The 22,941-nt window shown below is 55.2% G+C and carries 22 protein-coding genes; 13 read left to right on the top strand and 9 right to left on the bottom strand.

Features of this window, described 5'->3' with window-relative positions; translation table 11 throughout:
• Nucleotides 1-32: 32 nt before the first annotated feature.
• Nucleotides 33-1,109, bottom strand: coding sequence for an OmpA family protein (locus ACFIO0_RS13225; RefSeq protein WP_390910867.1), 1,077 nt, complete (start codon nucleotides 1,107-1,109; stop codon nucleotides 33-35).
• Entirely contained in the window at nucleotides 1,106-3,175 is a 2,070-nt protein-coding gene (locus ACFIO0_RS13220) for a hypothetical protein (protein WP_390910866.1), read from the bottom strand. The genes ACFIO0_RS13225 and ACFIO0_RS13220 overlap by 4 nt, the downstream gene beginning before the upstream one ends.
• A 253-nt stretch (nucleotides 3,176-3,428) precedes the next feature.
• Between ACFIO0_RS13220 and ACFIO0_RS13215 the strand changes: the two genes are divergently transcribed.
• Both ACFIO0_RS13215 and ACFIO0_RS13210 read left to right on the top strand, forming a co-directional pair.
• Nucleotides 3,429-5,945 carry a DNA methyltransferase gene (locus ACFIO0_RS13215; RefSeq protein ID WP_390910865.1) on the top strand — a complete coding sequence of 839 codons (2,517 nt, stop codon included), beginning with the start codon at nucleotides 3,429-3,431 and terminating at the stop codon, nucleotides 5,943-5,945.
• 44 nt (nucleotides 5,946-5,989) lie between these two features.
• A protein-coding gene (locus tag ACFIO0_RS13210; protein ID WP_390910864.1) for an IS3 family transposase occupies nucleotides 5,990-7,341 on the top strand; the annotation gives its coding sequence in 2 pieces (ribosomal slippage) (nucleotides 5,990-6,326 and nucleotides 6,326-7,341; 1,353 coding nt in all).
• A gap of 100 nt (nucleotides 7,342-7,441) precedes the next feature.
• On the opposite strand, the gene ACFIO0_RS13205 is transcribed toward ACFIO0_RS13210, so the two are convergent.
• From ACFIO0_RS13205 to ACFIO0_RS13195, 3 genes are all read right to left on the bottom strand, one after another.
• Nucleotides 7,442-8,368 (bottom strand): IS110 family transposase, encoded by a 927-nt coding sequence (locus tag ACFIO0_RS13205; RefSeq protein ID WP_390910863.1) that lies wholly within the window; start codon nucleotides 8,366-8,368, stop codon nucleotides 7,442-7,444.
• A gap of 108 nt (nucleotides 8,369-8,476) precedes the next feature.
• Nucleotides 8,477-10,501, bottom strand: coding sequence for an ATP-binding protein (locus tag ACFIO0_RS13200; protein WP_390910862.1), 2,025 nt, complete (start codon nucleotides 10,499-10,501; stop codon nucleotides 8,477-8,479).
• Nucleotides 10,502-10,904: 403 nt separating this feature from the next.
• Complete coding sequence (locus ACFIO0_RS13195) at nucleotides 10,905-11,354, bottom strand: hypothetical protein (protein WP_390910861.1); 450 nt, start codon at nucleotides 11,352-11,354, stop codon at nucleotides 10,905-10,907.
• A gap of 91 nt (nucleotides 11,355-11,445) precedes the next feature.
• Between ACFIO0_RS13195 and ACFIO0_RS13190 the strand changes: the two genes are divergently transcribed.
• The 5 genes from ACFIO0_RS13190 to ACFIO0_RS13170 all read left to right on the top strand — a co-directional run bounded on the left by ACFIO0_RS13190 (nucleotide 11,446) and on the right by ACFIO0_RS13170 (nucleotide 14,147).
• Complete coding sequence (locus ACFIO0_RS13190; RefSeq protein ID WP_390910860.1) at nucleotides 11,446-11,601, top strand: hypothetical protein; 156 nt, start codon at nucleotides 11,446-11,448, stop codon at nucleotides 11,599-11,601.
• Nucleotides 11,598-11,996, top strand: a complete 399-nt coding sequence (locus tag ACFIO0_RS13185) for a group III truncated hemoglobin (protein ID WP_390910859.1) — start codon at nucleotides 11,598-11,600, stop codon at nucleotides 11,994-11,996. Before ACFIO0_RS13190 ends, ACFIO0_RS13185 begins: the two co-directional genes overlap by 4 nt.
• Nucleotides 11,997-12,057: 61 nt before the next feature.
• Nucleotides 12,058-12,513, top strand: a complete 456-nt coding sequence (locus tag ACFIO0_RS13180) for an Rrf2 family transcriptional regulator (RefSeq protein WP_390910858.1) — start codon at nucleotides 12,058-12,060, stop codon at nucleotides 12,511-12,513.
• Nucleotides 12,510-13,817 (top strand): FAD-dependent oxidoreductase, encoded by a 1,308-nt coding sequence (locus tag ACFIO0_RS13175; RefSeq protein ID WP_390910857.1) that lies wholly within the window; start codon nucleotides 12,510-12,512, stop codon nucleotides 13,815-13,817. The genes ACFIO0_RS13180 and ACFIO0_RS13175 overlap by 4 nt, the downstream gene beginning before the upstream one ends.
• Before the next feature lie 39 nt (nucleotides 13,818-13,856).
• Nucleotides 13,857-14,147 carry a DUF6522 family protein gene (locus ACFIO0_RS13170; RefSeq protein ID WP_390910856.1) on the top strand — a complete coding sequence of 97 codons (291 nt, stop codon included), beginning with the start codon at nucleotides 13,857-13,859 and terminating at the stop codon, nucleotides 14,145-14,147.
• Between the two features lie 19 nt (nucleotides 14,148-14,166).
• Here the strand turns inward: ACFIO0_RS13170 and ACFIO0_RS13165 are convergent, their stop codons facing one another.
• Genes ACFIO0_RS13165 through ACFIO0_RS13150 form a run of 4 tightly spaced genes read right to left on the bottom strand, consistent with a single transcriptional unit; the run spans nucleotide 14,167 to nucleotide 17,967 of the window.
• On the bottom strand, nucleotides 14,167-14,949 hold the full coding sequence (locus ACFIO0_RS13165; protein WP_390910855.1) for a heme ABC transporter ATP-binding protein: 783 nt from the start codon (nucleotides 14,947-14,949) through the stop codon (nucleotides 14,167-14,169).
• The gene (locus ACFIO0_RS13160; RefSeq protein ID WP_390910854.1) at nucleotides 14,949-16,022 is read right to left on the bottom strand and encodes an iron chelate uptake ABC transporter family permease subunit; all 1,074 of its coding nucleotides are present in this window, start codon (nucleotides 16,020-16,022) and stop codon (nucleotides 14,949-14,951) included. The genes ACFIO0_RS13165 and ACFIO0_RS13160 overlap by 1 nt, the downstream gene beginning before the upstream one ends.
• The gene (locus ACFIO0_RS13155; RefSeq protein WP_390910853.1) at nucleotides 16,022-16,915 is read right to left on the bottom strand and encodes an ABC transporter substrate-binding protein; all 894 of its coding nucleotides are present in this window, start codon (nucleotides 16,913-16,915) and stop codon (nucleotides 16,022-16,024) included. The genes ACFIO0_RS13160 and ACFIO0_RS13155 overlap by 1 nt, the downstream gene beginning before the upstream one ends.
• Complete coding sequence (locus ACFIO0_RS13150) at nucleotides 16,912-17,967, bottom strand: ChuX/HutX family heme-like substrate-binding protein (protein WP_390910852.1); 1,056 nt, start codon at nucleotides 17,965-17,967, stop codon at nucleotides 16,912-16,914. Before ACFIO0_RS13150 ends, ACFIO0_RS13155 begins: the two co-directional genes overlap by 4 nt.
• 229 nt (nucleotides 17,968-18,196) lie before the next feature.
• Here ACFIO0_RS13150 and ACFIO0_RS13145 point away from each other — a divergent pair, with 229 nt between their 5' ends.
• From ACFIO0_RS13145 to ACFIO0_RS13120, 6 genes are read left to right on the top strand one after another with little or no spacing between them, the layout of a single operon-like run.
• Nucleotides 18,197-20,197, top strand: a complete 2,001-nt coding sequence (locus tag ACFIO0_RS13145) for a TonB-dependent receptor domain-containing protein (protein WP_390910851.1) — start codon at nucleotides 18,197-18,199, stop codon at nucleotides 20,195-20,197.
• A 9-nt stretch (nucleotides 20,198-20,206) separates the two neighbouring features.
• Nucleotides 20,207-20,644, top strand: a complete 438-nt coding sequence (locus ACFIO0_RS13140; protein WP_390910850.1) for a hypothetical protein — start codon at nucleotides 20,207-20,209, stop codon at nucleotides 20,642-20,644.
• Between the two features lie 5 nt (nucleotides 20,645-20,649).
• Nucleotides 20,650-21,282, top strand: a complete 633-nt coding sequence (locus tag ACFIO0_RS13135) for a MotA/TolQ/ExbB proton channel family protein (protein WP_390910849.1) — start codon at nucleotides 20,650-20,652, stop codon at nucleotides 21,280-21,282.
• Nucleotides 21,272-21,658, top strand: a complete 387-nt coding sequence (locus tag ACFIO0_RS13130) for a biopolymer transporter ExbD (RefSeq protein ID WP_390910848.1) — start codon at nucleotides 21,272-21,274, stop codon at nucleotides 21,656-21,658. The genes ACFIO0_RS13135 and ACFIO0_RS13130 overlap by 11 nt, the downstream gene beginning before the upstream one ends.
• Nucleotides 21,658-22,041, top strand: coding sequence for a biopolymer transporter ExbD (locus ACFIO0_RS13125; protein ID WP_390910847.1), 384 nt, complete (start codon nucleotides 21,658-21,660; stop codon nucleotides 22,039-22,041). The genes ACFIO0_RS13130 and ACFIO0_RS13125 overlap by 1 nt, the downstream gene beginning before the upstream one ends.
• On the top strand, nucleotides 22,038-22,940 hold the full coding sequence (locus ACFIO0_RS13120; RefSeq protein WP_390910846.1) for a TonB family protein: 903 nt from the start codon (nucleotides 22,038-22,040) through the stop codon (nucleotides 22,938-22,940). The genes ACFIO0_RS13125 and ACFIO0_RS13120 overlap by 4 nt, the downstream gene beginning before the upstream one ends.
• The last annotated feature ends 1 nt before the right edge of the window (nucleotide 22,941 follow it).

Raw genomic sequence — 22,941 nt, 5'->3', positions numbered from 1 at the left:
CTCGGGCGAGTGGCGCAGTTCTTCAGAGCCTCTCATTGTTGTATCTCGGAGATGGAACTCAAGGCGTCTCGGATTGTTTCAATGCCGTTGGTGTCCTGAGGCGTTACCATGATAAAGCGCAAATCGATGCGCCGATTTGTTGCCCGTCCTGCAGGGCTATCGTTCGACGTCACTGGTCTGTCAGGACCATAAGCGGCAACAGAGAGGACAGGTTGGCCTTTTAGATTGCGGTGTTCAATAATGCGGGTTGCTGCACGAGTCATTGCGAAAAATGTGTTGTTTGCACGTTCAGCGGAGAGTGTTCGATTACGCACATCGGTGCCTTGGTTGTCTGTATGCCCTTCGATCTGGACAGCTTCGATCATGACAAACCCAGGGTTGCAATCTTCGGAAAAAATTGATGCTGGACCAATAGTGAAACATGGTAAAACTTCGTCCAAACGCTGTGAAAGACGCTCAACGATAGCGGACTTCTGCGAGGTTAAGTTTGAGCGATTTGACGCAAAAAGTCCCTCGCCCTGGAAGCGTAGAGCATCACTTTCTTCGCTCAGCTCCACCAGAAGATCCGGAAAGTCCAAACGTATGGCGTCTCGCAATTGTCGCAATACATCGCGCCTGACCTGAGCAACCCGAGCAAGATAGGCTTCCAGCGGGTCGACCTGTTTCAATCGTTCCAATTCGGCACGCAATTCCTCTATTTGGGCGTCCTTTTCGACAATTTCGACAAGAAGTTTTGCCAAGGTTTCTTCTAAAGTTTTGATGCGAGCGCTGAGTGACGCCACTTGGCTGCGCGCATCTTTCAACTCTTTTAAAATCTGGTTTCGTTCCTCCACAAGTGCAGCTCGTTCTTCGCGCAGCTTCGCCAGCTCAATTTCAAGCCGAACTATCGTTTCGGACTGAGTTTGCGCCAACTTAAGTGCATCGTCGCGTTCTTGTTTGACGTCTTCATACAGATCTCGAGGCACGGTTTCATTATCACGGGTCTGGCTGACAAAAAATGCAAGAAGTATCATCATGATGAACAAGAACCCGACAGTCATGTCGGTCATTGAAACAAAGGCGCTCTCTTCTTCTTCCTCGTGATGGACCCGCTTGCCCTGTGCCCTCATGGCGCGGACCTTTTCTGTGCAGGCATGAAGTTCTCGGCCTGCTCAACAACGTTCTTCAAAGCGTCAACGCCCGGTGTAAGTGTATCACGCATCTGAGTGACATAGTCCTGAGCCGATCCCAGCGCCGCATCGAGTTGTGCATTGTATTGTTGCAGGGCTCGGCCCAGCATCTCGTCGATTTCATCAAGCTTTTCTGCTTCGTTGGAAAGCTGTGAAAGAGCGGCGCGGGTTGCCTCCATTGTGCTGCGGATGCCGTCACGCTCAGAGCCCAATGCAGCAACGGCGGTTTCCAGCACTTGAGCTGCATTGGTAGCGACTGAAGCGGAGTTTCTGATGAGAGTTTCAGACACAGTCTCGACGGTACCGCCAAGCTGACGCAATCCGCTTTCGATGCGTTCATGCGAATTCCGCAAAGGCTCGGCGGCTGAAACCAATTCTCGGCCGGCACTTCTGAAACTCTCAGATGCACCATTGATCGCGTCGGCACTACTGTTCATGCCAGTCGCCACGCTATTTGCACTGGACGTGCTACGCTGGATCGCGTCGGCTGTTTCTTCGAGTTGTGTACTCATCGCTTCCATTCGCGATAGGATTTCATCGCCGATGGTGCTGCTCATATCAGTACCAAGTTTTGCAATCTCACGGCTCGTTTTGCCAAAGCTGTCGAGAAGGCTCTTACCAGCCCCGTCAATCGCGGCACCGGCCTGATTGGTGCTTTCGGCTATCCTTGATTTTGCAGCCTCCGCACTGTCGGCACTTGCTGCTGCAAGCGTATCGCGGAACCCTTCTGCAGCTTTACCCATATCTTGTGCAGCGGTACGCATTGCCTCAGCACCCTGACTTGTGTTGTCACGAATACCCGTCAATGTCTCATTCATAACAGAAAGCAGGTTCTCAGCACCGGCGTTCATCGCATCTGATGCTGTCTGGCCGCTTGTAGCCACTTCGTTTCGCATGTCTGAAACTGCAGTCGCCATCTGGTTGAGAGCAGTTTGTAAACCTTCACCTGCCTGCGTGTTGGTCGCGCCCATGCGGTCCACCATTAAACCGATGCGATCTGTTGCTTCGCCAAGGGACTCGCTCGCGCGGGTAAGCGCATTCCCAACCGATTGAGATAGTTGTGTTGATAAGTCACCAACCATCCCTTCCATATTTGATGTCCCCATTGCAGTAACGCGGTCAAAAATCGGATCCATTCTGTCTGCAATCGCGCTTGTTATTCGATCGGGGAGAGCTTCCAATGGTTTCTGTAATTCTGCGACCATTCCCATGCCGATCTCTCGCAGATGTTCTCTTTGCTCCGTTGCCGCGCGTAGCTGTCTAAAGCCGAGGTCTTCTAAGCTTACGAAGACCAACCGACGCTCGATACCGATGCAGAGTTTATGAAGCTCACGATCAATTGAATTGGATCGAGCGCGCAGTAAAACTGTGAAGACAATCGAACACAATAGACCGACAAGGGACATTATGAACTTGGCGGAGGCGATTTGCATGAAATCCTGCATCGCAGTATCCATACTATTGCCACTACCTGTCATGGTCTGCGCAAATTGGTGCAGCGCTGCGACCAATCCGAGGAATGTCAGAAAAAGGCCTGCCGAAACAAATGTATTTGGTAGTATGCGGTAAAGGGCAGGACCAAATCCCAAATCCTCGATGTTGAGGAATGACGCAGGACGGATCGAGTTTCGCAGTCGCAGAGGTCCATCAATGTCGTCAGGGACGATCGTTTCGCTGAATTCGTCCCATGCTTCCCAGAGCGATTTTCGAGGCCCCTTTTTCCCCGAACCTCTTAAAGACAGAGTATGCTGCAAATCTGGGTAGTTTTCTGCAAACTTTTCGATATCAGATACTTCAAAGACGCTCTTTGACATCTCAGCAATTGCAGATTTTTGTATGTTGGTACGAATGAAATAGAAAATGCTGGCAGCAGCAAGCGTCGCGAAAAGGATCAACGCAATAATTCCCGGAGAACTGTCAGACTTTGTCAGCTGCTCAGCAACCCAAATGATCCCGCTTGTTGTTCTTGTGCCGGCCTCGGCGATCGTATCGGTGGCATAAGACATAGGGTTTTAACTCTCCAAGACTTGCTCTAAATTATTAATTTAGCGCCTTTTTTTACGATATTTACAATTTGGTATTTGAACAAGCGCAGTTCTCTTGCTCAATACCAATAGTGGCTGCCCACTCCCGTGATTTTCGGTGCCTTTGGCTCGCGCGCCTCTTTCGTGGCTGGTTTGCGAAGACTATCTTTCGAGCGGCGTAAGTGGTTTCTACCAATTAAAACCACCATTAGAGATTCTGCGTGAGGGATGAAGCATGAACGCTGTCGAAATCGAAGAAGCAATCACCGATCTGGCCGAGCAGCCCTTCGATGCCGATGAGTTTCCCTACGACTTCCTGCTGGCCTTCGGCAACAAAGAAACCACCATCAAGCGATTGCGTACGGGAGCCACGAACAAATCCGATCAAGGCGGCGTCCTACAAACCAACAACATTCATCTTAAGACCTGTGCGAACGGTGAGGTAGGACAGACCCTCACGGATCTCAAAGCCAGCCCCACGACCACCAAGGCCAAGGCGAAGTTCATCCTTGCCACCGATGGCTTCGACCTTGAGGCTGAGGACATCACCACCGGCGAAACCATCGCCTGCGCCTATATTGATTTCCCCGATCACTTTGGGTTTTTCCTGCCACTGGCGGGCATCTCCACCGTCAAGCAGATCCGCGAAAGTGCGTTCGACATCCGCGCGACCAGCCGTCTCAACCGCCTCTACATAAAGTTGATCGAGGATAACTCCGAATGGGGCACGTCCGCCCGCCGTCCTGATATGAACCACTTCATGGCGCGGCTGATCTTCTGCTTCTTTGCCGAAGACACCGATATCTTTGTCAGCGACAATCTGTTCACTGCCACGATCGACCAGATGTCGAACCGCGACGGCTCCAACACGCATGAGATCATCAGCGAAATATTCCGCGCGATGAACACCGCTATTCCGGACAGGGCAGGGGCCAAGCTGCCCCGCTGGGCCGATGCCTTTCCCTATGTGAACGGCGGCCTGTTCTCGGGTAGCACCGAGGCACCACATTTTTCCAAGATCGCGCAGCGCTACCTCAGCCATATCGGCTCGCTCGACTGGACCCAGATCAATCCGGACATCTTCGGCTCGATGATCCAGGCCGTGGCGGATGATGAGGAGCGCGGCGCACTGGGGATGCATTACACCTCCGTGCCGAACATCCTGAAGGTGCTGAACCCGTTGTTCCTTGATGATCTGCGTGAGGCGCTGGAGGCGGCGGGGGACAATGCCCGCAAGCTGGCAAACCTGCGCGCGCGCATGGCCAAGATACGGGTGTTTGATCCCGCCTGTGGGTCGGGCAACTTCCTTGTGATCGCCTACAAGGAAATCCGCGCGCTGGAGTTCGAGCTGAACAAACGCAGCGGCGAGCCTGGGCGGCGCAGCGACATTCCCCTGACCAACTATCGTGGGATCGAGCTGCGGGATTTCTCGGCCGAGATTGCCCGCCTTGCGCTGATCATCGCGGAGTATCAATGCGATGTGACCTATCTGGGCCAGAAAGAGGCGCTGGCCGAGTTCCTGCCGCTGGATGCGCGCAACTGGATCACCTGTGGCAACGCGCTGCGGCTCGACTGGCTGTCGATCTGCCCGCCCACGGGGACGGGAGTGAAGTTTCAATCGGATGATCTGTTCATGTCACCGCTGGAGCAGGCCCAGATTGATTTCGAGAATGAAGGCGGCGAGACGTATATCTGCGGCAACCCGCCCTATCTGGGTTCACGAGAACAAAGCACCGAACAGAAAGAAGACCTTGGCCGCATCTTTGACGGGCGCGCTAAAAGCTGGAAGTCGCTGGATTATGTTGCGGGCTGGTTCATGAAGGCCGCCGATTACGGGTTGCATACGCCCACGGTAACAGCCTTCGTGTCTACCAACTCAATCTGTCAGGGCCAGCAAGTGCCGATCCTATGGCCGTTGATTTTCGAGACAGGGCACGAGATTGCCTTTGCCCATACCTCGTTCAAATGGGCGAACCTTGCCAGTCACAATGCGGGCGTGACCGTAGCGATAGTGGGCATATCAAACCATGCAGGGCAGGGGCGTAAGCTTTATGCACTGAGTGGGGACGGTGAGATTGTTCTGAAAGAAAGCGATAATATCAACGCCTACTTGGTCGCGGCACCTGATTTTATCGTAACCAAAAGATCTACCCCGTTGAGCCAGCTAACCCACATGAATTATGGGAATTATCCCGGTGATGGAAACCACCTGACCTTAAGCGGAGCGGAACGTATCCAGCTTCTGGACCGCAATCCAGAACTCGAGTCTTTGATCCGACCTGTATATGGGGCTCAAGAGTTCATAAAAGGCTTATCGCGTTATTGCCTTTGGATTGATGACGAAGATTTGGAAACGGCGCAGGCCAACGCTGAAATGGCTCGACGGATCGAAGCGGTCAAAGAAACTCGTTTGGCCAGCCGCGATAAGTCCCTAAACAAGCTTGCATTGAGCTCTCACCAGTATCGCGACCGAAATACTGCAAAACACCATTTAATTCTGGTGCCGACCGTTTCATCAGAATCTCGTGATTACATTCCAACGGATTTGAAGTCGTCAAATGCAGTTACGACAAATCAAGCCTTCGCCCTCTACGACGCCCCCCTCTGGAACATGGCGCTGATCGCCTCTCGCATCCATCTGGTCTGGATCGCTACAATCTGCGGCAAGATGAAAACCGATTTCCGCTACTCCAACACCATGGGCTGGAACTGTCTGACGTCAGCGCTTATGGGTCCAAATAGGTATATTTGATAAGAGAGAGTTGTTGGCTCATCGTAACCACTGAGGAGTGGGACATGAGACAGACAACTGGAACACGCAAAAGCCCTGGCGAGAAGATCGTCAAAGACATCAAGCGGGCCACGCGCAAGCATTATTCATCCGAAGAGAAGATCAGGATCGTCCTGGACGGTCTGCGTGGAGAAGACAGCATCGCCGAACTGTGCCGCCGTGAAGGCATATCACAGGGCATCTATTACAAATGGTCCAAGGACTTCATGGAGGCTGGCAAACGGCGGCTAGCTGGCGATACGGCACGTGCTGCAAACACAGATGAGGTTAAGGACCTGCGCCGCGAAGCCCGTGATCTGAAGGAAGTGGTGGCTGAACAGACGCTGGAACTGCGTCTTCTCAAAAAAAGCATGTTCGACGGTGGGGGCGACCCCGAATGAGATACCCTGCATCTGAGAAACTAGAGATCATCCGGTTGGTCGAAGAAAGCCACCTGTCAGCCCGCCTGACGCTCGCCAAGCTCGGTATCCCCCGCACCACATTCTACCGTTGGTATGATCGCTACCTCCAGCGTGGTGAGGCTGGGCTGCAGGACCAGTCTCCCAGGCCCAAGCACGTCTGGAACCGCATCCCTGACGACGTGCGTCGCAAGGTGGTCAAACTGGCGTTGAAGGAGACAGAGTTGTCACCGCGAGAACTGGCGGTGACGTTCACAGATACAGAAAGCTACTTTGTATCAGAGGCTTCAACGTATCGGATCTTGAAGGCGCACGATCTGATCACCAGTCCTGCCTTCATTGTGATCAAGGCCGCCAGTGAGTTCAAAGACAAAACGACGGCCATCAATCAGCTGTGGCAGACCGACTTCACCTATCTGAAGATCATCGGTTGGGGCTGGTTCTATCTCAGCACGATCCTGGACGACTACAGCCGTTACATCATCGCGTGGAAGCTTTGCACCAATATGCGGACCCGCGACGTCACTGACACGTTGGATCTGGCTTTAGCAGCGTCGGGATGTGACCAAGTTCATGTCGTCCACAAGCCGCGACTGCTCAGCGACAACGGCTCCAGCTACGTCTCGGGGGAACTGGCCGAATGGTTGCAGAATAAAGGTATGAAGCACTCGCGCGGTGCGCCGTATCATCCGCAAACCCAGGGCAAGATCGAGCGTTGGCATCAGACTTTGAAGAACCGCATCTTGCTGGAAAACTACTTCCTACCCGGTGATCTCGAAGCCCAGATTGAAGCCTTCGTCGATCACTACAATCATCGGCGCTTCCACGAGAGCCTGAGCAACGTCACACCGTCTGATGTCTACTTCGGACGGTACAAAGCCATTCTACAGCAACGAGAAAGGATCAAACATAAGACGCTCGAAACGCGACGCTTGCATCACAGACAACGCGCCGCATAATCAAACCAACCAGATGAGCCAAACTCTGTCTTAGCTTAAGCTGCCATTGGTTCCAAAAACCCTGACGACGGACAGATCGAGACCAGTGTACCGCCTCGCTTCAAGACCTTGCATGACCGATCCAGCGCATCATCATGGCGTTCGCGGCGCTGTAAAGTGTTGCTCGAACATCAGAGGCACCTGCTTTTGAGATGCGTCCCGGATTGTCCTTTTCGCCAGATTGGTATCGCCGTGGCGTAAGCCCAAAATGTGCGGCCACAGTACGCGAGCTGGTAAAGCGCCATGGATCATCAACGGCAGCCCTAAAGGTCAGTGCTGCAATTGGCCCGACGCCCGGAATGGCCATGAAACGCATGCAGGCTTCGTCTCGGTTGGCCGCCTGTTTTACGCGTCTGTAAAGCTCGCGGTAAATTGTGTAAAGCACGGCCCGTGCATCAAGCAAAGGCAAGAGCGCATGGGACAAATCAGGGTCCGCTTCGACCAAGGGTCTCACCTGCTCATCACAAGAGCCTTGCTTGACGCGAGAAGAAAGTCGGATACCAAATATCTTGAACAATCCACGGACTTCATTGGCCAAATCAATACACTTCTTCTGGATCGCTTTGCGACTACTCAAAAGCGCCCGAAGCGCGTGGGCTTCACGGCTTTTGATGTAAACTGGATTGAACCAACCGGAACGCAGCACCTGTGCAATTCCGCGCGCGTCGGTCTTATCTGTCTTGTTGCGCATCGCCGATAGCGCCGCATTCACCTGGCGCGCTTCCATGCAAACAACATCAAAGCCTGCGGCGCGAAGGCCCCTAAACAAATGTTGGCACATTGGCCCTCCTTCAAAGCCAATGTGCAGGGCGGCGGACGGCACGTCCCCTAAACATTCGACGATGTCTTCGATCTCGCAGGCAACCGAGCGCTCAAAGATCAGCTTGCCATCAGCATTGATCACGCAAACTGCAACAGTTTTTAGCGATACATCCAGTCCAAAATAGTAGTCCATTTTGTTCTCCCCAAATTGCAAAAACTTCTGCAACTCTATCAAGAACCTGACCCATCATCATGGTCACCCCGATTACCCATGCTTTGTCCGCGTTGCAGCTAAGGTCCGGATCGAGTCCATGCTGTGTACTCGATTTTCTGCCTACGCGGCCAACGATGTCTGGCGCTCTGAGCTAGAAGACCCATCCTTTTTGGCTCCATTCGGGATTGTCAGAACAAACGTAGATCCGCGTGGGTTCGCACATTCTACGTGAATATTGCCGCCCCATTTTGTCACGGTTTTGTAAACGAAGGACAGTCCTAGTCCGCTGCCCTCTACCTTGGACGACAAGCGTTTGAATGGTTCGAAAATAGACGTACGATATTCTTCAGGAATACCGGTGCCGTCGTCTTCAATTTTTATGATGGCTATGCCCCTCTCTTCGTGGCCGAAAATTCTGATGACACCTTCATCGCAATCATGGTGTTTTACGGCGTTTGAAATCAAGTTGCGCATAACTGTGTCAAAGCTCGTAGGGTCGACAAAAACGTTTGGTAGCCCTGCTTCAATTTTCACGACGAACTGCGATGGCAGCCCCGCCAATACGAGAATCTTTGGCATCCGCTCATTTGGGTCAATCCATATCAACGTTTGGGCAGCTTTGGCATGTTCTAGCAAATCGACAATCAAGTTCTGCATTCTCGTGGAGCTGTCGGTCAGGAGGCCAAAATACTGCTGAATGTCCTCTGAGAGCTCCAAGGAAGCTTTTTCGAGGTCCTCCTTAATGAATTCGATAAGGTTTGTTTGTTGCATCAGAGGTGCCCGCAGATCATGCGCCGCAATGGTCGCAAACATCGCGAGCTTCTCATTTGCGTCTGACAGGTCGGACTGTTGTTCCAAGATGGTGGCAGCTTGTTGGTGTAACTTTGTGACATCAACACGCACGGACGCGAATTGATTGCGCCCAATCGAAAAATCGGTCGCATCCAATACACGCCCGTCGGACGCGTGAACGATGCGATTCATTGTTTTGCCAGCTTTGAGGTTTTCGCAAATGTGATCTGCGAAAGCAATCGCCTCGGCCTCGTCCATTGATGACACCATCGCACCCGACTTGTAAGAACCGGCGATCATGTCGCGCAGCCCGGTCCCCTGTTCCAAAATGCCGGAAACAAGCGGTAAGCTTTTGGAAAATCCTTTGTTCCAGTGAATGGCTTCAAGCTTATCATTAAAGATGACGATAGCAGCATCCACGCCATCAAGTGCGTCAATCAGGAGTTGGTGTTGATCCTTTTCTCCACGCAGAATCCGTGCCTTAGCTCTTTGAAACTGCAAGGCAATCAACCCGAAGACGGCAATAACAAGGAAACAAGCACTGGCAATGCTACCCCAGAAAACCACTTGGTGTTCCCACAAGCGTGTCGGCGTTCCAAACCAAATATCGTGGAACGCGCGCATTTCTTTCTGAGTGAGGTGGTTTGTGATTTCCCGGTTCAGGGCCTCTAGCAAAGCGGTTTGCGATTTGGTGACGTAAAACCCAACAGTGGTTTCCTCGAGCGGCGGTTCGATGGCGTGGATCAAAACGTCAGCACCAATTGAGCGCAGGGTTGCGGAAAAGCCATTTAATGTACTGACAGTCCCGTCAATATCCCCTCTCAGAAGCGCTAATAGGCGTTCGTCTGAGGTCGGATATGTGAAAATTTGGGCGTTGGGGATCTTACTGGCGGCCTGGAGTATGACAGACCCTTCAAGGCCGCCGACTTTTCGCCCATCAAATTCTTCGAGCGTCCGAGCCCCCAAACTCTTCTTCACAAACAAACTTGTGCGAAACGAGTCTACAGGTGCAGTCATGGGGGCTATTTCGAGACGATCTTTGGTTGATGCAAGCAACCCCGCAATGTCCACAGTACCGGATCTGATCAACTCCATCATCTCGGTTGGATTTGCGACAGATACAAACTCCAACTCGGCGCCAATTACACCGACAAGCCGCCTCGCCAAGTCGATAGCAAGCCCTTTCGGGGAACCATCGGTGTCTGTAAAAGAATAAGGGGCGTATTCTAGGTATGCCATTCTCACAGGCTGAATCTTGTCAGTCTGCGCAAAGGTCACTGGCACGGAAAAGAAGATCACAAGGGCAAGCGCCACAATGATGCAGTGCATAAATTCAACAACCTGTCTATGCACTCAAGCTCTCCTCAACGATGTTTCCGTAAAGGCTGGCTCTATAGTCTTTCGGTTTAGGGACTCTTAACTCGAGCGATAAACCAGAAATTTTTGTGCGTTACTTCCACGACACAGACCGCATCACCGGAACACGCCTGTCACAACTGTGGAGAACTGCTGTGTTAGCAATGTTTGCAGTTGCATCAGGTCGCTTTGTCCTGTGGATTCCGGCCACCGGAACGCAGGCAGTCACGATGTGCTTTGTACCTCAATGAACGGGAGGAGGTTTCTCGTGGGCTTTACGCCGGGCAGAGTAAAAGCCCCAAATGAGCCAAGCATCGTCAAAACGTAGCGCGTTTGGAAGGGGCCGATTTGTTCTTTTGTCAATCGCACGTTTTTTCACACGGCGTCGCACCCTCGCGTATCAGATGCTTTCGGATCGAAGTGACATGGCGGACAAGGCCAGGATTGCGCCGATCATCAGCGCGATGATTTTGGTCGATTCACAGAGAATGAAATACAGATGCAGCGATGAACCTTGCGGGTTCGTGCCGGCGATGATCTGATCTGTACGCCCTGACAACTGCGGCAGAATGATCAGCCGCTGAACGATAAAAAGGGCGATTGCCACGCCCACCAAAAGCCTTGTACGCGGCGTTGCGGTTAGGGTGGCAAGGGCTGCGATGATGGCCAAAAGATACTCAAGGTAACCAACCCATTGGAATTGCATCCGCCCGACTTGCAGGGCGACGGGCCGCGTCAGATCGGCCACTTGGAACTTGGCGGGGGCGGCGATCATGTTGGCACCGATGCAAGCACCGGCCCAGATCAGCAGCGCCGTGATCAAAATAGCATTGATGTTTGAATGCGTCATAGGTGGCCTTTCTAGAGGTGTCATTTAATAGGTATTTACAATGCGTATTATTTTGATAAAACAGAGTCAACAACTCTGGAAAGGAAAACCGATGTCGATTGTGAATGTTCTTTTGTGGCCTGGTACCAAAATTTGCCAACGCCTCGGGGTCGATCCCGAAGCAGATGCAGGGCTGATCCGATCAATGTTCAACATGATTGTTTATCTGGTCGTGTTGCTGTCGATCGTGTGGGCCGTGACTGCATGATCCCGCCTCGTATTGATCTAAATCGCGACGCAATTTCGCAGGTTGTCGCGGCCTTTTATGCGCGGGTCAGGCAGGATGATGTGTTGGGTCCGATTTTTGCAGGGCACGTCGAAAACTGGCCCGAACACGAGGCAAAAATCACCCGTTTTTGGGCGAGCGCAATCCTGTTCGAGGGCTCTTATGATGGCAATCCGATGACCGCGCACATGCAGGCAGGCAACGTCCACGCCGCGCATTTCGATCGCTGGCTGGCGCTGTTTGACGACGTTCTGCACAGCATGATCGACGCACCGCAGCGCGATCAGTGGTCAGCGTTGGTGCATCGGATCGGGCGGGGCCTGTCCCTTGGGCTTCGCGAAGCGGCAAGACCGCGTGGTGCAGTTCCGCTGTTCTAATGTCGAAGGCAGCCTTATCTAGGGCCTGTAGTTACCAGACACGTGTGATACGGATAATGCCATGCAATTAACCAAATTTACCGATTACGCCCTGCGCACGTTGATGCATCTTGCGGTGGCGGATGAACACATGCTGACCACCCGCCAGATTGCCGGTATTCATGACGCGAAATACAATCACCTTGCAAAGGTCACGCAGTGGTTGGTCCGCGAGGGATACGTGGCATCGGTGCGTGGTCGCACGGGCGGGTTGCGGCTGGCGAAAAACACCGGAGACGTGAATATCGGATCCATCGTGCGCGGGTTGGAAAGCCAAACAGAGTTGGTGGAATGTTTGCGACCCGACGGCGGCAATTGCCTGTTGTCGCCCAATTGCGGGCTGACCTCGGCGCTGCGAAACGCACAGGATGCGTTTTATGCTTCACTAGACAAAATTACGCTGGCTGATTTAACAAAAAACGACGCGCCAATGGCACGGTTGCTTGCGCAATTAAACGTGGAAGAGACGCAGATATGACAGGCACACAGAACCTGACACCGGATGATCGTCACCACGTTGTTGTGGTCGGCGGCGGCTTTGGCGGCATCCAATGCATCAAATCGCTCAAGCGGGCTAATGTGCGGATCACACTTGTGGACCAGCGCAATCACCACCTGTTCCAGCCGCTGTTGTATCAGGTCGCGACAACGATCCTTGCCCCGTCCGAAATTGCCTGGCCCCTGCGGCAGGTGTTTCGCCACCGCAAAGATGTCACCACGCTGATGGCGCGGGTGTTGGGTGTTAACCCTGATGCCAAGCGGGTCGCGTTGGATGACGGATCAACGATTGACTACGACACGCTGGTGTTGGCCACCGGTGCGCAGCATTCGTATTTCGGCAATTCAGGGTGGGAAGAACACGCACCCGGGCTGAAAACCCTAGAAGACGCCACAACAATTCGGCGCGGTATTCTGTCAGCCTTTGAGGCCGCCGAGAAATCCGATGACCCCGAGGCACAAAAGGCGCATCTGACTTTTGCAGTGATTGGGGCAGGGCCAACTGGCGTGGAATTGGCGGGCATCATCGCAGAACTTGCCCACCGGATTTTGCCCAGCGAATTTCGCAACATCGACACGCGCGCGGCTCGAATTTTACTGATCGAAGCGGGCGCTCAGGTCCTGCCGGCATTTGCCCCAAAGCTGTCAGAGTATGCGGCAAAGTCGCTTTCGGATCTTGGGGTCGAGGTCTTGTTGGGCGATGCGGTCACCGCGTGTAACGACGGATCTATCGAAACCGGCGGTGTGATGATCCCGTGCAGAACCATCATTTGGGCGGCGGGTGTCCAAGCCTCGGGTGCTGCAAATTGGATCGGAACGCAAAGCGATCGTGCCGGCCGTGCAATTGTTGACCCCGACCTGAGCGCGCCAAACCACAGCGACGTTTTTATCATCGGTGACACTGCGGCGGTGCAGGATTCCACTGGCAAACCGGTTCCGGGGATCGCGCCGGCCGCCAAACAGATGGGCAATTATGTGGGGCGCGTCATTGGCCAACGGCTGTCGGGATCGCACGCGCCGCCCCCGTTTGTCTATCGCCACAGCGGCAGTCTGGCGACGCTGGGCCGAAGAGCCGCGATTGCAGATTTTGGCCGCGTGCAGCTAAAAGGCCCGTTCGCATGGTGGGTTTGGGGCATTGCACATATCTTTTTCCTGATCGGCACCCGAAGCCGGGTTGTGGTCGCCTGGAGCTGGATGTGGTCGTTCCTGACAGGGCAAAATGCGGCGCGCATCATCACCAGACAGGTGACGTCCAAGGCACCTACCAGTCTGACCGACCCCTGAATTTTTCAGCAAACAAAGACTGATTCCGGAGAGCAAATCATGACGCAGATAGAAATAAATCAGGATGGCTTTGTGATCGATGCGACGTTGCTGGCTGATGCGTTCGACCTGAAAGCCGAGGATGTTCAATCGCTTATGCGCGGCGGCAAAATCACGTCGCTAAGTGAAACCGGCGTTGGTGATGACGCAGGGCGCGCGCGCTTGACGTTTTATTATGGGGCGCGAACCATTCGGTTTGTCGTTGACGAGACCGGAACCATTCTAAAACGCGCAGGCTTTCCGACGCGGGCAAGAACACCGGACACGACCAAGTCAAAAACGTCAGAATGACGGGCATCTTGATCGCGGCCTAAGGCACAAGCCCTGCAGCTTGCGGCAGCATGAACCACTCGTCCGCTGCGGGCTGCGTGCAAGTGCGCACCTCGCATTGGTACGCGCGCGTGACGTTGTGATCGCTCAGCACGGTTGCGGGGGTGCCGCTGGCAACGATCTTGCCGTGGCTCATCAACACCACGGTCTGCGCGAACATCGCACTAAGGTTCAGATCATGCATCACCGCGATCACGCCGCCGCCGGCCTGCGCAAAACTGCGGGCGATGCGCATGACCATCAACTGATGCCCGATATCAAGGCTCGAAACCGGTTCATCCAGCAGCAACCAGCGCGGGGTTCCGTTTTGCACAGGCTGCCAGACCTGACACAACACGCGGGCCAGCTGCACGCGTTGCTGTTCGCCCCCGGATAATTCTTGGTAAAATCGGCTCTCGTAGCCCGCAAGACCAACGCGGTGCAGGGCTGTTTGTGCCAGATGATCGTCGGTTTCTGACCCCGATTGCAGACCCAAACGGACGACTTCGATGGCCTGAAATGGAAATGCCAATGACGTCGCTTGGGACAGAACCGCACGCTGGCTGGCCAAAACCCAAGCGGGGGTTTTCGAGATGTCCAAACCGTTCAACTGGATGGTGCCTGAAAACGAAGTTTCCGCCGTCAGCGCCCGCAGCAACGTTGTTTTGCCAGAGCCGTTGGGCCCGACAATCGCGGTTAGCGCACCTGCCTGTGCCGTGAAATCCAACCCGTCGATAATCGTTGTGGCGCCGTAGCTGACCGAAATGTTTTGTGCGTGCAGCATCACATGTCCACCAAGCCGCGTTTACGCAGCAATATCCAAAGGAAAACCGGCGCGCCCATCACGGCGGTGATGATGCCGATGGGCAATTCTGCAGGGGCGACGATGACACGCGCCACCATGTCGGCACCCAGCAAAAGGGATGCGCCCAACAGGCCGGAATTGATCAGCAAACTGCGATGATCGGGACCCGTGGCGAGACGCAAAAGATGCGGCACAACGATGCCGATAAACCCGATGCCGCCTGAAATTGCGACCGCAGCCCCGGTTGCCGCCGCGACGGCGAAAATCGCGATGTTTTTGATCCGCTCGACGGGCAAGCCCATGTGGTGGGCTGTCGCTTCGCCCAAGGCCAAACCGTTTAACCCGCGCCCAAGCGTGCAGGACAAAACCAGCGCGCCTGCGATCACCGGCCCTGCCACGCTGACCTTGACCCACGACGCCCCCGACAAGGATCCGAGCGACCAGAATGTCAGTTCGCGCAGTTGTAAATCATCTGCGACGTAAACCAAAACGCCGCTGAGCGCCCCGAACAAAGCGCTCAGCGCGATGCCTGCCAGCAGCATGGTGGCAACGGACGTGCGCCCGGCGCGTGTAGACACTTTGTACAGCAACATCATGCAGCCCCACGCGCAGGCAAAGGCGGCGATGGGCAGCAATCCGTCGCCGGCAATCGCAACGACGCCCGCAGGCAGGCTGGCCCCCAGAACGATGACGCCAATCGCACCAAGCGAAGCACCTGTGCTAACGCCCAGCAGGCCGGGATCGGCCAAAGGATTGCGAAACAACCCTTGCATCACCGCGCCTGACACAGCCAAAGCGGCCCCGACACACACGCCCATAATCATGCGTGGCGCGCGAATATCGCGCAGAACCACCTGTTCCGTCAGGGTCAATTCCTGCCCCTGCACCAGCTTTAACAACGCCCCCCAAAGGGACGTGCCAGACGCCCCGACCGCGAGGCTGGCAATACACGTTAGGCCCAGCAGAACCGCAAGCCAAACATGCGCCCGCCGCGCAATGTTTTGGCGATCCACAAACGGCACGATGCCTGTGGTCGCGTCTGTCACAACCATCAGCTGGCTCCATAAATCGCGTTGTGCAACTGCTCGGCTGCACCCGGCGCGCGCGGGCCAAAGCCCAACAGCAGCAGCCCGTTCATGCGGACCAATGCAAGGTTCGCCGCAGCCGGCGTCGTGATCAGTGCAGGCATCGCGAACAAATCGTCCAAGGTAGACGAATGATCGCCACTGCGATCCATCATCAAGATTACATCAGGGGCGGCAGCCGCGATGGCCTCTGCGGTCAGTTGTTTGTACCCCTCAAAACTGGTGATCGCATTGCGCGCACCAGCCATTGTGATGATGCCATCGGCCGCAGTGTTCGCGCCGGATGCCGTGATGCGCCCTCCGCTTGTACTGAGGATGAACAGCACTGTTTTGGGGGCCTGCGAGGATGAGGTCACAGCCGCGCGAACCGCATCCAAGTCGGCTTGAACCTGGGCTGCCAAGGTTTGTGCCTTGCCCGGCACACCCAACGCATCCCCAACAGCGAGGATTTTTGCGATGATGCCCTCGCTTGAATAGCTGTCGGGGATGGTGATCATCGGAATGGCCGCCGCTTGCAACACTTCGATCGCCTCGGGTGGGCCAGCGCCGTCCTCGGTGATGATCATGGTGGGCTGAACGCTCAGCACGCCTTCGGAGGCGAGGGCACGGATGTAGCCCACGTCCGGTAAATCGCTGGTCGCATCAGGAAACAGCGATGTTGAATCCCGCGCCACCAAGCGATCTTGTTCGCCCAACGCATAGATGATTTCGGTGACGGATCCGCCCAGTGATACGATCCGGTCGCTGGTTTGTGCTGCCAAAATGCGCGGCGCAACTGCGATCAAAATCAAGACCACCAGCAGCCAGATCGGGGCCGACCAATGGGTCGCGCGCTGGCCGTGAAACTCTGGCAATCTCATTGCGCCGTCTCCATGCTCAGCTCTTGCAGATTTTCGACAATTTTGCGCCACGCGGTGCGACTGTCGCGCCCGTCTTTGCCAACCCCGAAGACTTGAAAGATCAGCATCCCGTCCGCATCAAACGCCTCGAGCGACATTGCCGGACCGCGCTGTGTTGGTTTGTCGACCGCCCAAACTTCGGCCACATGATCGAGCCGCAGATGCAGATTAAACCGCGGGTCCAAAACATTCTGCCACGGCCCCATGGACTTCAGCGTGGTAATCGGGCCGGTGTGAATTTGAATGCAGCCTTTGTTGCCGACGAACAGCATGATTTCGATGCCCGCAGTTTGGACCGCGTGCAGCATTTGATCAACAGCCGAGCACACCAACGGGCGCACGAACGGCGCACCTGCAATGCGGTACGCGCCAAGGCGATTCATCTTTAACTTGGACGTCAAACGCATGAACTGGTGGGTGTCGGTCATGCGCGACCATTCCTTGCGCAGGATGTCGACCTTAGAGGCGTCGGCCTTGGCGGCTTCTGTGGGTTTGCGCGCTGCAACGTCGATGGAACCGGTCTGATCGGGCAGGGCGATTTCGGCTTTGGCGGCGTCCCAGTGATCGACGTATGCGTCGTCGCGCATGAACACTTTGTGCACCGCGTCGCCTGCCGCATCAAACACCTGCAAAGACCGGCGTATCCCGCCGTCGGTTGGTTTTTCGACCATAAAGGCGTGGCACCAATGGCTGGGAAACATGCGCAAGTCGATGTCTTCGGTCAAGACCATCGCGGCGTGTACACCTGTGTGATAATTTTCGTAAACGCCGACTTTTTCACTGACGCAGGACGCGTTGCGGGTCAGGGCCATGACCTCGCCCAATGTGCTGGCCGCGTGCATCACCTGATCGGGGTGCGCCACAATTTGCGTGGCCCCGTGACCGACATGTGCGGCAATCAATTGTGCTTCGCTGATCCCCAGTTTCGTGGCGATATCGCGTTCGCGCATGTTTGGATTGTCCGCGTGGAACGTGCGAATGGCGTGTGTCGTCGGGACATTGAATTGGGTCATGTCATCCCCTTTTGATATGATGGCTACCGGAAAGATTGGCTGCATCCACACAGGGGGACGTGGCTGTTGGGTCGCAGAATGCGCTGCCCAAAACTATTGTTGACAATTTTAGTATGTTTTTTTAGACGGACGCAAGAGGCAAGGATACAACTTTGCCAAATAGTCCAAAAATACCACGCCAGCCTTTTGCAAGCACCGGTCCAAACCAATGTTTTGCAAGGGGAAAAGCATGTTTTTCAAATCGAGAAGGGCGCAGCTAAGCGCGTCCACCGCAGTCGTTATGGCGCTGTCATTCGGGGCAATCGCACAGGCGCAAGAGACATCTGACGACACAGACGTCTTGGGCACAATTGTGTTGGGCGAAAGTAAACGGGACGTTCAAACCGACACTGCGATCCCGACCACAATCGTTGATCAAGACGAAATCGAAGACCGTCAAGCCGGCACAATTGCCGAGCTGATCGATTCCGTTCCGGGTGTGACGTTGGTCAACGGATCGACGGCCTCGGGCTCTGGCATCAACATTCGTGGGTACGGCGCAAACAGCACGTTCGGGACCGATCAAAAAGTCTTGATCCAGATCGACGGGGCGACGAAAGGCAGCGAAGAATTGTACCGCATCGGCACCCAGCTTTACACCGATCCCTACCTGTACAAGCAGATCGAGGTGCTGCGCGGTACCATCGGATCGTTCGAATACGGATCAGGTGTTTTTGGCGGCGTTGTGCTGCTGGAAACCATTGATGCATCGGATTTGACCGGGGGCGAGGTCGGCTTTGTCGGGCGCCAAACGCTGGAGTTCACGTCAAACGGCGGCGGCATATCCAGTTCGACAACTTTGGCGTGGCAACCCACGACAGACATGGAGTTTTTGCTGAATTACACACGGCGGACTTTGGGGACGCGTACAGACGGGAACGGGAATGATATCAACCCCTTGGCCGGTGATGTCGATGATCCATCCTACGTGCTCAAGGCGAAATACACCTTTGGGGAAAACCGCGATCACAGTCTTAGCTTTAGCTATTCCAAAACCCAACAAGAGCAGTTCGATGTGCCCTACGACACGTTCGGGACGACCGCATTTGGCAACGTCGATCGCCTGATCGAAAACGAAGTCGCCGCGCTGCGTTACAACTTTAATCCCGTGGATCGCAATTGGCTGAACCTCACCGCTGAGCTGACCTATTCCGATGAACTGGTTCTGAGCGAGGCAATCGGTGCGGCCAACGCATTGCTAGACGCCGACAATCGCTATCAAACCACGACGCTGCGGGTCAAAAACTCTGCCCTGTTTGTGACCGGATCCGTCGATCACGAATTGCGCACAGGGGTCGAATTCATTCAGCGCACGCGTCAGGATGCCTCGGCCGGATCCGCGCCGGGTGGCACCAAAGAAACGGTAGCGGTGTTTGTTGTCGACGAGATGCAAATCGGCGAAGGATGGACGATCACGCCAGCGCTGCGCTACGAAAACCAAACCATCACCCAAGACCCTGTGAACGGCACATCGACCTATGACAAGGACGGTTTGATGGGCGGGGTTTCGGCGCGCTATGCCTTTGCAAACGGCTGGTCTGTGTTCGGCTCTGCCGCCTACACAGAAAATTTGCCAATCATCGATGACATCGCGAATCCGGTTTTGATTAACCAGTCGGAACGCGGGCGCACCTACGAATTTGGCGTGGCGTTTGACCGTGCAGATGTGTTTACCGGCGGTGATCAGCTGTCTGCAAAAGTGAATTATTACACCACCAATTTGTGGGATTTGACGACGTACCGCAGCTTTGTGCCGGGCGGATCGACCATCGCAATCGAGCGTCAGGGGATCGAGCTTGAGGCGGCCTATGCCTTGCAAAACGGGTTCTACATCGACGCCAATGCCCATGTTTCAAACGGCACAGCGACGATCGAAACAGGCACCACCAGCGACTGGGCCCAAAACCCGGCGGACAGTTTCCGCCTGACCTTGGGCAAGAAATTCGGCGAGGCATTAGACCTTAGCTGGGAAATCGAAGCTGCCAAACGCTACGACGAAGGCGGCACCGTGTCGGCGGGTTATGGCGTACACAGCCTGCGCGCTACTTACGTGCCGCAGGCCGGAATGTTACGCGATACACAAATCCGCATCGGCCTCGAAAACGCGTTCGACAAAGCCTACCAACCGCGCCTGTCCACCCGTCTCTCGACGGGCCGGAACCTAAAAGTCAGCCTATCCAAAACCTTCTAAGGAGACACAATGCAGCTATTTCGCAACATGACGTTTGTCGTTCCATTGATCGCAGCGCTGGGGGGCGCTGCGGTTTCGGCCCAAGAAACTAGCGCACCCAAAGGCATCAATTTGGAATTGAACGCTGCTGATTTGGTGGGTGAATCCTGCCGGGTCACCTTTGTCATCACCAACAAGTCAGAGGTGGCAGTGGACAAGGCGATCTACGAAACCGTGCTGTTTTCCGACGATGGTCAGGTGCTGATGTTAACCTTGTTCGACTTTGGCGCATTGCCGTCCAAGGTACCACGCGTACGCCAGTTTCAGGTCGCCGACACCTCGTGTTCCCGCATCGGGATGGTCCTGATCAACGGCGCAAACAGGTGCACAGTTGCGGGCAAGGACGCGCCTGTGTGTGGCCAAAACCTTAGGACCTCAAGCCGTCTTTCGATCAAGTTGCAGGGGTGATCCGTATGTTTGATTTTGACCAAATCCTAGCTGTTTTTACCCTCGGGGGGCCGGTCGTCGCAGTTCTGATCGGCGTTTCGGTCGTCACCCTTAGCGTGATTTTGTACAAATTGGTGCAGTTTCGCGCCGCGCGCGTGGGTCATCATACAGCCATCCGCGCCGCCCTGTCTGAATGGGACATCGGGCAGCTAACCAAGGCCGGGCAGGTCTTGGGAACGTCCAAAAGTTACCTCGCCCCCGTTGTCACCCACGCGATGAAGGCCGCCCACAGACCGGACGCCGCCGCGCGTCTTGAGGCCGAAGCCGAAGCGCAATTCCTAAAGCTGGAACGCGGATTTCGATTGCTGGACACGGTTGCGCAGCTGGCCCCGTTGCTGGGGCTGTTTGGCACCGTCTTGGGGATGATCGAGGCGTTCCAAGCCTTGCAGGATGCTGGGTCCTCGGTTGATCCGTCGCTGCTGGCAGGCGGCATTTGGGTGGCGCTGTTAACCACGGCTGTCGGGCTTGGGGTTGCGATGCCGACGTCAGTTGTTTTGTCGTGGTTCGAGGCGCGCATGAGCGCAGAGCGCGTGTTTGCAGAACTGGCAATGACGACGATTTTGGCACCCGAACAAAGCCCGCAAACCGATGTCGCTTAACACCGCCCGCAGACGTCGAAAACTGTCGATGACGTCCTTGATCGACGTCATTTTCCTGTTGCTGTTGTTCTTTATGTTGTCCTCAACGTTTTCGCGTTTTGCGGAAATCGAATTGCAAGCAGCAGCCAGTGGGCAAACTGGCACGCCAGACCCAAATTTGGTGTTTTTGCGCGCGGATCAGTCAGGCGTGACACTGAACGGCACGCCCGTCACGCTCGCTGATTTGGACGCGCGGGTGCGTGCGTTGCACTCCGTTGAACCGGTCGTTTTGCTGGTGAACGTAAGCGACGCTGTCACGGCGCAACGCCTCGCGGATATTCTGGTCGCCGTGCGCACCATTCCGGATCTTACTGTCAGTGTCATGGGGGCTTTGTGATGCGCCGTGACGTTTTGAAAAAAAACCGGGAACCAACGATTGCCCTGATCAATGTCGTGTTCTTGATGTTGGTTTTCTTCATGGTTGCTGGGACGTTGGCTGCCCCGATTGACCCCGATCTAAAACTGGTCAAAACGCAGGATTTGGACGGGACAGAACCCGCAGATGTGTTGGTGATCATGGCCGATGGAACGTTGATGAGCCAAGGGGCTGTTGTCGAAGATCTTGCTGAGTTCTTGGACCAGTTCGACCGCGAAACCGGCACCGCGCGCCTGATGCCAGATCAGGATACTGCGGCGTTGCGGATGATCGAAGTGGCGCGCAAATTGCGTCAAAACGGCGCGCAGCGCGTGGTGATTTTGACGCAAAAGGTGGCACAATGATCCGCCGGCGGTATGTGGTTGCGGTTGGCGTATTCGCGGCGTCATTGGCGTTGCACGGTGCAGTATTGGGCGCAAAAAAGCAGGCCAAGGATGCATCAATTGCTGGCGGTGCTGCGGCAAGTGTCGCGCAATTGGGTAATAGTTTTCAAGACATGGCCGTCGGCGTGCTGACGGCCGAACCCACGACAGATGTGCAGCCAGCGCCTGCGCCTGCGGCGACGACGGAACAACCCGACGCGCCAGATGTCGCACAACCCGTGCAACCCATTGCGGAAGACAATCAAACCGTAGTGAGTGATCAGAACTCGCCAATGCTGCCGTTGCAACCGCAGGCAAACGCGGTTTTTCCTGCCACCCCAACGCACTCCCAACCGGTGCCTCCTGAGACAACGCAAAGTTTGTCACAGCCCGTTCAGGACGCGTTGCCAGAGCCACCGGAGGCTTCCGTGCGGGTGTCGCGCAGGCCTGCGGTTCGGCCAAAAACGCTTGAGGATACGTTGGCCGCCACACGCCCCAAACCCGAACCGCGCGGCAACGCCAAAACCCAAGCGCGTGCAGGAGTGTCTGACGGGACATCGGGGGCTTCGGCGCCCGTTGCGGCACCTCGCAAGTCGGCGGCGTCAACCAAAGCCGCAAACGCAGCAGTCAGCAATTATCCGGGGCAGGTTATGCGTCGGCTCGCCCGGCAACGACGCCCTCGTGCCGCGTCTAAAGGCACGGCTGTAGTCGCCTTTACGATTGCGGCAAATGGCGGGGTGGCGCGTGCGGGGCTTGCCCAAAGCTCGGGCTCGGCGCAGCTTGATCAGGACGCGGTGACATTGGTGCGCAAAGCCGGGCCATTTCCTGTGCCACCGTCAGGCGCGCAACGGTCCTTTAAGGTTAAAATCCAAGGCAGGTAAA

This window comes from Pseudosulfitobacter sp. SM2401, from assembly GCF_042932805.1.
GTDB lineage: Bacteria > Pseudomonadota > Alphaproteobacteria > Rhodobacterales > Rhodobacteraceae > Ascidiaceihabitans.
This window is presented reverse-complemented; position numbering and strand designations above follow the sequence as displayed.